Annotated in this window: 11 protein-coding genes and 1 pseudogene; 9 read left to right on the plus strand and 3 right to left on the minus strand. The window is 61.4% G+C overall.

Features of this window, described 5'->3' with window-relative positions:
- Nucleotides 1-377 precede the first annotated feature (377 nt).
- Nucleotides 378-1,064 carry a hypothetical protein gene (locus J2X65_RS12695; protein ID WP_310201491.1) on the plus strand — a complete coding sequence of 229 codons (687 nt, stop codon included), beginning with the start codon at nt 378-380 and terminating at the stop codon, nt 1,062-1,064.
- Nucleotides 1,065-1,105: 41 nt separating this feature from the next.
- On the opposite strand, the gene J2X65_RS12700 is transcribed toward J2X65_RS12695, so the two are convergent.
- Entirely contained in the window at nt 1,106-2,971 is a 1,866-nt protein-coding gene (locus J2X65_RS12700; protein ID WP_310201493.1) for an exopolysaccharide transport family protein, read from the minus strand.
- Nucleotides 2,972-3,283: 312 nt separating this feature from the next.
- Between J2X65_RS12700 and J2X65_RS12705 the strand changes: the two genes are divergently transcribed.
- From J2X65_RS12705 to J2X65_RS12720, 4 genes and pseudogenes are all read left to right on the plus strand, one after another.
- Nucleotides 3,284-3,670: a VanZ family protein gene (locus J2X65_RS12705; protein ID WP_310201495.1), complete on the plus strand. Its 387-nt coding sequence runs from the start codon at nt 3,284-3,286 to the stop codon at nt 3,668-3,670.
- A 140-nt stretch (nt 3,671-3,810) separates the two neighbouring features.
- On the plus strand, nt 3,811-5,211 hold the full coding sequence (locus J2X65_RS12710) for a mannose-1-phosphate guanylyltransferase/mannose-6-phosphate isomerase (RefSeq protein ID WP_310201880.1): 1,401 nt from the start codon (nt 3,811-3,813) through the stop codon (nt 5,209-5,211).
- Nucleotides 5,192-6,661, plus strand: coding sequence for a phosphomannomutase (locus J2X65_RS12715; RefSeq protein ID WP_310201497.1), 1,470 nt, complete (start codon nt 5,192-5,194; stop codon nt 6,659-6,661). Before J2X65_RS12710 ends, J2X65_RS12715 begins: the two co-directional genes overlap by 20 nt.
- A gap of 128 nt (nt 6,662-6,789) precedes the next feature.
- Nucleotides 6,790-7,279, plus strand: a pseudogene (locus tag J2X65_RS12720) (integrase core domain-containing protein); the annotation flags it as partial.
- 4 nt (nt 7,280-7,283) lie between these two features.
- Here J2X65_RS12720 and J2X65_RS12725 read toward each other — a convergent pair.
- Both J2X65_RS12725 and J2X65_RS12730 read right to left on the minus strand, forming a co-directional pair.
- Nucleotides 7,284-8,078: an anti-sigma factor gene (locus J2X65_RS12725; RefSeq protein WP_310201499.1), complete on the minus strand. Its 795-nt coding sequence runs from the start codon at nt 8,076-8,078 to the stop codon at nt 7,284-7,286.
- Complete coding sequence (locus J2X65_RS12730) at nt 8,075-8,575, minus strand: sigma-70 family RNA polymerase sigma factor (protein WP_310201501.1); 501 nt, start codon at nt 8,573-8,575, stop codon at nt 8,075-8,077. The genes J2X65_RS12725 and J2X65_RS12730 overlap by 4 nt, the downstream gene beginning before the upstream one ends.
- A 174-nt stretch (nt 8,576-8,749) precedes the next feature.
- Here J2X65_RS12730 and J2X65_RS12735 point away from each other — a divergent pair, with 174 nt between their 5' ends.
- The 4 genes from J2X65_RS12735 to J2X65_RS12750 all read left to right on the plus strand — a co-directional run bounded on the left by J2X65_RS12735 (nt 8,750) and on the right by J2X65_RS12750 (nt 12,611).
- The gene (locus J2X65_RS12735; RefSeq protein WP_310201503.1) at nt 8,750-9,868 is read left to right on the plus strand and encodes a type III polyketide synthase; all 1,119 of its coding nucleotides are present in this window, start codon (nt 8,750-8,752) and stop codon (nt 9,866-9,868) included.
- A gap of 10 nt (nt 9,869-9,878) precedes the next feature.
- Nucleotides 9,879-10,367 carry an isoprenylcysteine carboxylmethyltransferase family protein gene (locus J2X65_RS12740; RefSeq protein WP_310201505.1) on the plus strand — a complete coding sequence of 163 codons (489 nt, stop codon included), beginning with the start codon at nt 9,879-9,881 and terminating at the stop codon, nt 10,365-10,367.
- Nucleotides 10,364-11,899 (plus strand): DHA2 family efflux MFS transporter permease subunit, encoded by a 1,536-nt coding sequence (locus J2X65_RS12745; RefSeq protein WP_310201507.1) that lies wholly within the window; start codon nt 10,364-10,366, stop codon nt 11,897-11,899. The genes J2X65_RS12740 and J2X65_RS12745 overlap by 4 nt, the downstream gene beginning before the upstream one ends.
- 88 nt (nt 11,900-11,987) lie before the next feature.
- The gene (locus J2X65_RS12750) at nt 11,988-12,611 is read left to right on the plus strand and encodes a tetratricopeptide repeat protein (RefSeq protein ID WP_310201510.1); all 624 of its coding nucleotides are present in this window, start codon (nt 11,988-11,990) and stop codon (nt 12,609-12,611) included.
- Nucleotides 12,612-12,625: the final 14 nt, after the last annotated feature.

Raw genomic sequence — 12,625 nt, forward strand, 5'->3', positions numbered from 1 at the left:
ATCTCCGCCCACAAATCATCCGGAAGCAGCTTCTTCACCATGAAGCCAAACTCAAGCCGACATGGTTAACAAACGGTTTTGTTAGGCGCTCTAAGTGCGTCAAGGAATGTCAGCCAGCCCATTGGCCATGCGGGGGGCGAAGCCGCTCAGGCGCTGGCCCCAGGGCGGTCGTCCGCGCAGCGGGGCCACGTCAGTTTTCGACCCAGGTCTCATCGATCAACACCTTGTGGATGGGATCGAAATGGCTTTTCCCTCATCTGGTGCCGTGTCCAGGTGGGCGTCTGGGCCCGCGAGTGCAGCATGGAGGCGCAGGCCCGTCGGCTTGGTACGCCACGCCAGAGAACGATCGAGCCGTTCGCCGCCATCTGAGCGAGCGCGTGGCTGCTTTTCCCGGCCTGACCGGACGCGGTCTATTCCGGAAGTTGAAGGATGGCGGTCAGGAATGTGGTTATACCGCCGTGACGGATTCCCGCGGTGGTTCGGCAGGCACCGGCGCCTGGCTGCGAAGTTCGGTCGAGACGGACCCGACGAGCGGGCTGAGGTGGATTTCGTCCGGCTACACCTTGTCTTGGCCGAAGAGCCGACGACACTACGGATCGTCTGGCTTGTTCTTCATGGCACTCGGCTATAGGCGCCTGATCCTGGTACGGCTCGTCCTGCGCTGGCACCTGCCGAGAGTGCAGCGTTGCCATTGCGTTGCTTTTGATGCCATTGGCGACGTGCTGCGCGAGGTTCTCTACGATCGGATGAAAGCTGCCGCCGCCGGCAAGGGGTGCCGAGGGCATTATCCACGATCGCAGTCTCATCGAACTCGCTGCTTCGACTTTCATCCAACGGCCTGCAGGCCGCATCGTTTGAGGACGAAGAGCAAGGTTCGGCAGGTCGTTGCGGTACATTCGGGAGGCCTCTTTCTGGCCAGATTTTTCGCGATCTTGACGGGCAGCTACGCTATTGGCTGGACGCCGTCGCCAACCTGCACCTTAACTGCGGCATCACCCGCCGCCTTCCATTGTGTCGGCCCCGATTGCAACATCCTCGATTGGCAAGCCGACAACGCGTATTAATCACAATATTACAATGCGGATTATGAAATCCCAGATTTTATCTAATTGTTATAAGTAATTATTCCACCAATTATATTATAATTTAAAGTCTTTAGCCAATATATATCATCTTCAATATCTTTTTTTGTTATAGATCTTGACTCTATATCTATTATGATTCCATCAAATAGAAAATAGGAGGCGATATTCCCATAAGTTCGGCTTATGGGAGGGAGGTCAAATATTATTATATCGTAGTTTCTTAATATATTATCAATCGTATGTTTGAGTTTTGATGTATCGTTCTGGCGAGAAATTGATGGGAGTGCTGTTGTGTCTCCCAGGTGCGCGATTTCAACGGATGAATTATTGAATATCGAAATAACGTTATCGAGAGAGGTAAGGCCAAGGGCGACATCAATAAGGCCAAGTCGAGGTGAGAGTGAAATATTATTTGCCATGTGATTTTGTGTAGTAGCGTCGACAAATAATATGCGACGGCCATTAATCGAGAATATCTCCGAAATATTTCTTGCAAGAACTGATTTTGATTTGCGGCTGTTATGAGATGTGATGCCAAAACTGAACCGCTCGGCCGGACGCATGCAGATTTCTATACGTTCTGTGATTGCGAGCATGGCGTTACGTGCGGAGGCCGCGAATGGGGTGGGCGCCGTGGTGAGGTGTGCGAAATTTGATTGACGGAGATGCCGCGTTGTCGCTGGCGCAGATGATTGTGGAGCCGTCAACGGTGAGGGCCCTTTACGGAGGTGAAGCTTCTTCCGAAACCTTATCGCAGGAAGTGCGCCGAGACACTCAATGCCGAGTTCTGTGCGAACTTGGCGTGCGGAGCGGATCGTATGGTCGAGTTGGTGTCTGAGTAGCGCGATGCCTCCACCAGCTAGCCCACTTACGAGCAATCCCAGCATCAGGGTCATTGCTCCGCGGGGTTGCGTCTTTGAGAATGGAGCGGTCGCCGATGTCAATACATGAGCGTCGGCGACGGGAAATGACTGACGTTGCACCGACTCCGTAAAGCCTTGTAGAAAACTCTCATAGACACGCTGGTAAATTTGAGCGGTGGTCTCTAATTCCTCAAGTGTATTGGCCGGCATTTTGGCGGTGGGCGCGGCCTCGCCTGCTGCATCCGAGGTTCCGTCGAGGCGTGCGTCGCTAGCGCGTGTGATACGATAATCCCTGCGGGCCTTGAACTCTTGGACGGCTCGCGTGGCGGCGCTCATCTGGTTGCGTAACTCGAGCGTGCGCGCTTCAAGCCAGTCGCCACCGACGCGTGCTGTCTCCGAGCGAGCGGCCAGCTGATAGCGGATATACGCTTCTGCCGTGGCATTCGCCACTTGCGCAGCACGCTCTGGGTTGGGGGAACTGAATGTGATATCAATAGCATAAGACATTCCCGAGCGGCGGACGTCAAGATTGCCAGCGAAGGCTTCCATGATGAATCGGGATCTGGCCGCTGATGACATCTCGATCTGGGGGGGAGACCAGATCGGGGCGAGAAGGCGATGAAGGAGAGATGGCTGCGGTTGAAAATCTTGCGCATCTGCCAGATGGAGATCGGCAATGACGCCCTTCGCGATGCGTTCTGAACGCAATACGGCTATTTGACTTTCCACTTGTGCGGTATCTAGCGCGAGCACGGCGTTTCCCGTTTGGCCGTTCCACTGCTCCTGAACGCGCGGGTCAATGATAATCTGCGCGCGCGCTGAGAATATCGGCGTGGCGACCTTCAGATATGTAACGCAAGCGCCAAGCGTAATTGCCATTGGTAATATAATAGTGATCCAATATCTTCTAATGAATGAGGTGATGTCGCTAAGACTGAAATGGTCTTGCGACGATAGCTCGGCCGGCAAAGGGTCGCCAGAGGACGGATTTTTCTTGAATGAAGTGGAGGGTGAAATGAACATTCAAGGTCGCTCGCAATCGTTTCATTGGATCGATGACACCCAGTGCAGGGGTTTTCTACGAGAATAAGTGGTTGGAATAATGAAAATTGAAACGAGCATCCAATGCGCAGAGGGTATCCATAAGGATATATATTGGATGATCGTTATCCCTATGGATGGCGATTTGCATAAATTGATCACCCAATGATGACGGCATGGCGGATTTCGCCTCGATTGTCTCTCATTAGAACTCAAGAGGATGCATAATTATTGGGTAATTTTCATAGATATAGCGAGCGAGTGGATGAGCTTCGGGTTGGAGTTTCGTCAGTTATGAAATTTTTAAAGTATATATTCTTGTTGATTTCTGTATTGGTAATCGCTGTTTTGTCGTTATTGCCGGCCCAGGACATGTACCGTACAGGGGCCTCAAAGGGCGGAGAGCACTTCGTGGCCTATTTTGGAGCAGCTTTATTGATGGGTTTTGCGTTCCGTGGCGGGTGGCGTCGGGGGCTGTTGATAGCAGTGTTTTTCGTTGCTCTGGCTGGATTACTTGAATGTTTGCAGGAATTTTCTCCAGGGAGAACGCCGCATTTCAGTGATTTCCTGGTCAGTGCTGCTGGAGTTGTTTCTGGATTCTCTGCGATGGGACTTTTAACAAGGTATGTGTGGGGTGCTTCTGGTCAACGAAGTGATGAATTAGGAAGTGAATATTACTGATTGCTTATATTTAGCATCAAAATAAAAATGATATATTTGGCGGATCACGTTACTTGGAGAGGGATATGAATTCCATAAACCAGTCTGTTTTCGCCGAGGGCTCTCGGGTCGATGCCGATCAACTCGGTCGCTCGGATAAAATGGTTCCTGTTGTTATGTGTGGTGGGGCTGGAACGCGATTGTGGCCGGTGTCGCGAGATACGATGCCCAAGCAGTTCGTTCCCCTGTTGGGGACGAAATCGACATTTCAGGGCGCGATGGAGTTGGTTTCAGACGCCGATCTTTTTTCAGAAGCAATTGTAATTACCAACGTTGAATACCGGTTCATTGTAGCTGAGCAACTCGCTGCGATCGGCGTCAAGGCGCAGATCATTCTCGAGCCCTGCCGGCGGGATTCGTCCGCCGCGGTTGCGGTCGCTACCCAGTTCGTGCTGTCCCATATCGGGCCTCGGGTTATCGGAATCTTCGCGGCTGATCATGTCGTGCAGGATGCAGGCGCCTTTCGGGAGGCGTGCCGGCAAGGCGCCGCTGTCGCGGCGGAGGGGCGAATTGTCACGATTGGCATTTCACCGACGCGACCTGAGACCGGATTTGGATATGTTCGTGCTGGTGAAGAAGTCGGCGCGAAGGCTTGTCGAGTTATGGAGTTCGTCGAAAAACCAGATGCCGAACGTGCGGCGCAATATGTAGCAGAAAATTATTTGTGGAATTCTGGAAATTTTATCTTTGATGCGGCCACTATGCGTTCCGAATTGCGAACGTTCGAGCCGACGATTTGGGACGTTGCGACAACGGCGCTGGCGCAGGCTACGTCCGATCTTGGTTGCTTGCTGCTTGATTCTCAGAGCTTCGAAAAGGCCAAGAAGGTCTCCATCGACTATTCGGTGATGGAGCGCACCCACAAGGCGGCTGTCGTAGCCGGCAGCTTCGGATGGTCCGATGTGGGAGGCTGGCCCGCCGTGTGGGAGATGTCGCCGAAGGATGAGAGCGGCAATGCCATCAAGGGACGAGGATATGTCTTGGACGGCGTGCGCAATTTCGTTGCAGCCGATGAAGCCGTCGTAGCTGTGATCGGACTCGATGATGTCGCCGTCATTGCGACACGCGATGCCGTGCTAGTGACCACAAAGTCCGGCGCCGGCAAGGTGAAGGAAATGGTTGGCCTGCTCTCGGCAAACGGCGATACGGAAGCGACGACCCATCAAGAGGTCCATAGGCCGTGGGGCAAGTACCTTTCCATCGATCGCGGCCTCCGTCATCAGGTTAAGCGCATTACGGTGAAGCCTGGCGGGGTGCTGTCGTTGCAGAAGCATCATCACCGCGCCGAGCATTGGGTCGTGGTGCGCGGCACCGCCGAAGTTACCCGCAACGACGAGATCGTTCTCGTCCACGAGAACGAAAGTATCTATTTGCCGATCGGGTGCGTGCACCGCATGTCCAATCCCGGAAAGATACCGCTGGAAATCATTGAGGTGCAGGTGGGATCCTATCTCGGAGAGGACGATATCGTGCGTCTCCAGGATGCTTATCGGCGGGTTTGATGTGAGCAGTCTGAAATTTGGAACATCCGGTTTACGGGGGCTCGTGACCGATCTGGTGGGCCTGCCCGCCTACAGCTTCGTGCGCGCCTTTTGCGCCATGATCGCCGAAATCGGAGCCGAAGGGGCAGGGCGCGAGGTTTTGATCGGGCGAGATTTGCGCGCATCAAGCCCCGAGATCGCCGGCCAGTGCGCGTGCGCCGTCGCCGATGCGGGTTTGTATCCGATCGATTGCGGGGCAGTGCCGACGCCGGCTCTCGCCATGATGGCGATGAGGCGAAGGGTTGCCGCCATCATGGTTACTGGAAGTCATATTCCAGAAGACCGAAACGGGTTGAAATTCTATCTGCCGTCCGGTGAGATCGATAAGGCGGCCGAGGAGCGGATCCTCAACTGGCATGCCCGGCTTTCGCTTTCCGCAATGCCCGCAGTTTCTGCGAAAGCTGGTCGCATCGAAGCGCTCGCGGAGTACTGCGCGCGCTATGAGGCATTTTTTGCTCCCGCGATGTTGGAGGGGCTCACAATCGGAGTCTACCAGCATTCAACGGTCGGGCGCGATGTGATCGCCGATCTGCTTGCCACATTGGGTGCTGAAGTCGTGCGGCTGGGGCGTGCCGAATGTTTCATCCCGGTGGATACCGAGGCCCTGCGACCGGAAGATGAAGAACTGGTTCGCGGATGGGGGGCCGAGCGGCGCTTTGATGCTCTGGTTTCCGCGGATGGCGACGCCGACCGCCCCCTGATCGCCGACGGCGAAGGGCGTTTCCTTCGCGGCGATCTGGTGGGAGCCTTGACGGCTGCTTACCTTGGGGCCGATACCGTCGTTACGCCGGTCACGTCAAATTCGGCGCTGGAGAGATGCGGCCTTTTCCAACGCGTCGTTCGCACCAAAGTGGGGTCGCCCTTTGTCATTGCGGGTATGGCGGAGGCGCAGGCCGGGGGCGCGCAAACCGTCGTCGGCTTCGAAGCCAATGGGGGTACGTTGCTTGGCTCGGCAGTAGAGCGGCATGGGCGACGACTGGCGGCACTGCCGACACGTGACGCGATGCTTCCCATATTGGCGGTCCTCGCGACAGTGGCTCGATCGGATGAGACGCTTGCGTCGTTGGTTGCGAGGCAGGGCTTTGCTGTCGCCCTGTCGAGCCGGCTGCCGAATGTGCCCCAGGAGCGGAGTTCGATTTTTATCGCGGCATTGGGTGACGAGGCATCGCAGGTCAGCCGGATCGCCTTCGCTGCGCGAGGAGGGATCGTTGCGCGAAATGGATGTGATGGTCTCCGGCTTACGTTCAATGATGGAACGAGTGTGCATTACCGCGCTTCTGGCAATGCACCGGAGTTGCGCGTCTATGTAGAGGCGGAAAATCCCGAGGGGGCGGAGATCCTCCTCCAGGAGGGTATGAGGTTCGCCGAAAGCTGGATCGCGGCCATGCCCAACAATGAGTTGGTTGGATAGCGAAATATCAGTGATATCGTGTGGCTGCCGCGCTTGGCTGTGTCTTCATCAGCATGTTGAAGACCCTTCGGCCGTTCCTGGTGTCGGGATCATGCTTAGCCGGTCCTGGTTGCTTCGGTTTAGGCAACGCGGAACTCGCGCAGCGCTTCGGGATCAACGAAAAGACCGTGAGGAAGTGGCGGTCCCGGGAGACGGTTGAGGACGAGCCGATGGGCCGAAGGAGCGGCGCAGTTCCACCCTCTCGGCCATAGAGGAAGCGGCGATCGTCGCTGTGCGCGTGCAGGCCCGCTTGCCGCTGGACGATGTCTTCGTTGCATTGAAGGACGTCATCCCGCATCTGACCCGCTCATCGCTGCATCGTTGCACCAAGCCCTATCATCCCTGGACCAACGGCCAAGCCGAACGCATGGTCCGAACCATCAAGGACGCCACCGTCCGCGCCTTCCACTACGCCTCGATCAATGACCTGCGACGCATGTCCGGGACTGGCTGCTGGCCTACAACTACGCCAAGCAGCTCAAGGCCCTCCGCTTCAAGATCCCGCTTGAAGCCATCAAATCAGCGCCGAAAAGCCGGAGCTGTTCAGCCGTCAGCCAAGCCATGGCACCCTGGGACTAAACAACTAGGAGCCGTCAGCTTCCATCTGGTCGAACACCGAGCCGGAAACCGCGGCGAATGGTTCATGATCAAGCGCGCCGACCAACGCATAAGCGCAGCCATCGTCGCGCCACATCATGGCGGATACGCCGCCCAGCGCGGTGAAGGCCGGGCGGCTTTCGCCGGTCTCGCCGGTCTTCACATAGAGCGTAAGGTGCTTGCCGCCGGCGCCGCCATAGGCGACCTGCGCCGCCGCGAAGCGCGCCGACGAGAGCACGCGCGCGCCAAGCAGTCGAAAACCCTGCGACGACAGGTCCGGCACGGCGATATCATGGCCGAGGCGATCGGAGATCCACGAAGAGAGATCGCGCCGGTCGCCGGTGCGAAGCGCCGTGGCGGCATCGCCATCGGTCGCCAGCGTCCAATGCGCGGCGAAGGCGAGGCCCAGCGCGGGGTCCTCGGCAAGCGCCTGCCGGCTTGCAGCGACCGGTGAAAAGCGGTTCGCCGCCCACCAGCCGGTGCCGGTGCCAACAGCGAGGATCAGGCAGGCGGCAGCCGCACGCATCGCCCAGCTCCATTGTCGCCGCCGCCGCCCGGCGCGGATCGCCGAGATGCGCAACCTGGCCGGAATGGGCGCCTCGCCGAATGGCCGCAGCCGCTCGCGCAGTTCCTCGCGCTGAGTGCGATAGGCGGAGAGCCGTGCCTCCAGTTCGGGCCGCTCGCCGAGCCAGGTCTCCACCTCGGCGATGCGCGCGGGTGGCAGCTGCCCGTCCACATAGGCCTGGAGATCGTCCTCACCGATCGGCAGCCCCGCCCTCATTTCACCCTCCTCAGTCTTGGCGCTTCGGCGTCGAGAAAGAGCCGTAACCGCTCGCGCCCGCGGCTGAGGCGCGACATCACCGTACCCACCGGCACGCCGAGGATGCGGGCGGCCTCGGAGTAATCGAACTCCTCGACGCCGACGAGCAGCAGCACGGCGCGCTGGTCCCCCGGCAGGCTGTCCAGCCCGGCCAACACGTCGCGCAGCGTCAGCCTCTCGTCCGGCGGCTGTGCCGGGGCCGCGAGATCGTCGTCATAGTCTACCCGGGCGCCGCGCCGCCGTTCGCTGCGCGTCTGGCTGACGAAATGATTGTGCAGAATGGCGAACAGCCACGCCCGCACATTGCCGTCGCGGCGGCGCAGTTGCCAGCGCCCGACCGCGCGCTCCAGCGTGTCCTGCACGAGATCGTCGGCGCCGTCGCGGTCGCGAAGCAGCGACCAGGCGTAACGCCTCAGCGCGGGTATGTGTGGTTCGATGAGAGCGGCAATCTCGTCCATGGCGGCGGCTCGTGGGTATGTGAGCGATAGACGCCGCGGGGCGCGCTTTCTTCCTCAGGCCGCCTTCCTCCTCCTTCACGAATTCGTGACAGCCTGACGTTGCGTCGGTCTTGGAAGGGTCGGCGGTTGGCGGCGTCTATCTGCGCAACTGGGGCTTATCGACGAGTCAACACCATGTTGCAGATACTCGACACCCGTTCCACTCCCGCGATCCATGGCAGCCCGGCCGTTACCGCGCCGCCGCGCGCCCGCGCGGGGCTGATGTCGCTTGCCACGGCAGTGCCGGCGCATCGCCTGCCGCAGCAGGACGTGGCGGCGGCGATGCATCACGTCTTCGCCGACATATTCGCGCGCTCCGAGACCATGGCCGGCATCTTCGCCGCGACCGGCATCCGCCAGCGCTACACGGCCCGCCCTCTCGACTGGTATCTCGAGCCGCAAGGCTGGCCGGAGCGCAGCGCGGTCTATACCGAGGTCGGCGGCGACCTGTTCGTCGAGGTGGCCGACCGCGCCCTCGAAGCCGCCGGCTGCACCGCAGGGGAGGTCGACGCCGTCGTCTTCGTCTCCTCCAGCGGCATCGCCACGCCGAGCCTCGACGCGGTGGTGCACCACCGCATGGGCTTTCGCCCGGATATCGAGCGCGTGCCGGTGTTCGGTCTCGGCTGCGCCGGCGGCGTGACGGGCCTCGCGGTCGCCGCGCGCATCGCCGAGGCCCAACCCGGCGCCACCGTGCTGATGGTGACGGTCGAACTCTCCTCCCTTGCCTTCCGCCTCGACCGGCCGGACAAGACCAGCCTCATTTCATCGGCGCTGTTCGGCGACGGCGCGGCGGCCATCGTGCTGCGCGCCGGCGAGCAGGGAATCGCAGTCATCGAGGGTGCCGGTGAGCATTTATGGCCGGACACGCTCGGCATCATGGGCTGGAGCATTGATCCTGTCGGCTTCGGCGTCATCTTGGTACCTGACGTGCCCACCTTCGCGCGCGCCAATCTGCGCCCGGCCGTGGCGGGCATACTCGCCCGCATGGGCCTCTCGACCGCCGATATTGGCCGTTTTGTCTGCCATCCCGGCGGAGCGAAGGTGATTACCGCCATCGAGCATTCCTTCGAGCTGGAACAGGGAGCGCTCGATCACGAGCGCGGCGTGCTCGCCGACTATGGCAACATGTCCGCCCCGACCGTCCTGTTCATCCTCGACCGGGTGCTCCATGAGGGACTGCCGGATCGGGCGACGCTGGTGTCGATGGGGCCGGGCTTCACCGCTTCCTGCGTCTCGCTCGCCCGCGCGTGGTGAGGGCGAGGCCATGGAAGCGCTCTTCATCCTCGCCTTCGTCACGCTGCAGCGGCTCGGCGAGCTGGTGTTGGCACGACGCAACACCGCGAGGCTCAAGGCCGCCGGCGCGGTGGAGCGGGCGCCGGAGCATTATCCCTACATGGTGGCGCTGCACGCCGCCTGGCTCGTGGGGCTATGGGTGCTCGCGCCGGGACGGCCGGTGAATGTGTGGCTGCTCGCCGCCTATGCCGTGCTGCAGGTGTTGCGCGCCTGGGTGCTGGCGACGCTTGGCCCCCGGTGGACGACGCGCATCGTCATCCTGCCTGGCGCGCGGCTGGTGCGGGAAGGGCCGTACCGCTTTCTTTCCCACCCGAACTATCTCGTCGTGGTGGGGGAGATCGCGCTGCTGCCGCTGATGTTCGGTCTCGTCTGGTATGGCGTGCTGTTCTCGGCGCTGAACGCGCTGGTGCTCACCGTGCGGATCCGCGCCGAGAATGCGGCGCTGGGCCTCGCCCGATGACTGCCGCCCGCGCAGGGGAGACCGCCGGCGCGGCCACCTGGATCGGATTCGCCGCCATGTGCCTCGGCATGTTCATGGCGGTGCTGGACATCCAGGTGGTGGCGACCTCGCTGCCGGCGATCAGCACCGCGCTCGGCATCCCCACCGACCGGATGAGCTGGGTGCAGATGGCCTATCTCATCGCCGAGGTCATCGCCATCGCGCTCACCGGCGCGCTGACGCGGGCGCTTGGCATGCGGGTGCTGTTCGCGCTCGCTGTCGGCGCCTTCACCCTCGCTTCCATCGCCTGCGCCATCAGCAGCGGCTTCGCCAGCCTCATCACAGGCCGCGTCGCGCAGGGCTTCGCCGGAGGCATGCTGATCCCGCTGGTGTTCTCCTCGGTCTTCATCCTGTTTCCCCCTCGGGTGCAGGGACCGGCGACGACGCTCGCCGGCATGCTGGCGGTGCTGGCGCCGGTGGTCGGGCCGGTGGTCGGCGGCTGGATAACCGAGCGGTACTCGTGGCACTGGCTGTTCCTGATCAACATCGCGCCGGGCGTGATCGCCTGCGCACTCGGGCTCGCCATGCTGGCGCGGGACAAGGCGAACCCGGCGCTGCTGCGCACGCTCGACCTCGCCGGTCTTCTGCTCATCGCCGCGGCGCTGGCCGCGCTGGAGATCGGGCTCAAGGAGGCGCCACAGCGGAGCTGGCTCTCCGTGCCGGTCATCGGGCTGCTCGGCTTCAGCGCCGTTGCCACGCTGCTCTTCCTGCGCCGGACGGGGTCGGTGCCGTCGCCGGTGCTGCGGCCGGAAGCCTTCCGCACCCGCGGTTTCGCGCTGGGTTGCGCGCTCAGCTTCCTGTTCGGCGCCGGCCTCTACGGCTCGGTCTATCTCATGCCGGTATTCCTGGCGCTGGTGCGCGGCAAGCCACCCCTCGCCATCGGCCTGGTCATGCTGATGACGGGCCTGACGCAGTTCGTCACCTCGCCGCTCGCGGTATTGCTGGAGCGGCGCCTGCCAGCCAAGGAACTGACACTGGGCGGCTTCGTGTTGTTCGGCGCCGGGCTGGCGCTGAGCACGACGGCCACCATCGATACCGATTTCGACGGCATGTTCTGGCCGCAGATCGTGCGCGGGGCGGCGATCATGCTGTGCCTGCTGCCGCCCACCCGGCTTGCACTGGGCAACCTGCCGCCGGACGAGGTGCCCGATGCCAGCGCGGTGTTCAACCTGATGCGCAACCTCGGCGGCGCCATCGGCATCGCCGCCTGCGACACGGTGATCTTCGGCCGCGCGCCGATCCATGGCGAGGCGCTGAAGCAGCGCCTGCTCGCCGGCGACGCCTCTGCCGCAGCCATGATCGGCCTGCCGCCCGATGTGCTGAACGGCCCGATGACACAGCCGGTCGACCCGGCGATCGAGGCGATGGTGCGCCCGCTCGTCGAAGCAGCGGCGCTGACGCAGGCAATCGACGAGGCCTGGGCGCTGCTCGCCCTGCTCGCCATAGCCGGCGCGGTGCTGGCGCTGTGGATGCCGCGCGGACGCTCAAGATGAACCGAGATTCTCTTGCCGCGCGCGGAATAACGCCCTCGCGCTGGGCGTCCTTCACGGGTCCGTATCGGGACGGGAATGGAGAAAGACCATGCACGATACCAATCCCAGGACTGTCGAAATCTCACATGCCCGCGCTGTCGGCGCCCGCGTCGCGCCCCTCCTTCTCGCCGTCGCCCTCGGGCTGGCCGCGACCGGGGCGGGCTTCGCTGCCGGCGGCGGGGGCGGCGGGGGTGGCGGTGGTGGTGGCAATGGCGGCTCGGGCGGCGGCTCCGGCGATATGACCACCTGCAAGAAGGGTCTGATCTGGAATTCCGCCAAGCGCCAATGCATGCCGGCGGTGAAAGGCCAGCTCGGCGACGCTGCGGTAGCGCAATATGCCTATGCCCTTGCCAAGGCGCACCGCTATGAAGAGGCGCTGGCGACGCTCGACATGCTGGAAAACCCCAACACCGCCCGCGCGCTGAACTATCGCGGCTATGCCACGCGCAAGCTTGGCCGCACCGAGGAAGGCATCGGCTATTACCTCCAGTCGGTGAAGCTCGACCCGCATTACGCCCAGGTTCGCGAATATCTCGGTGAAGCCTATGTGCTGCAGGGCAAGATGGATCTCGCCCGTGAGCAGCTCACCGTCATCAAGACGATCTGCGGCGGCACGGAATGCGAGGAATATGAGGACCTCGCCAAGGCCATCCATTCGCCGTCCGGCCTCTGAGTGGAGGGGCGGCG

Origin of the sequence: Ancylobacter sp. 3268, from assembly GCF_031456575.1 — a bacterium.
Lineage (GTDB): Bacteria > Pseudomonadota > Alphaproteobacteria > Rhizobiales > Xanthobacteraceae > Ancylobacter.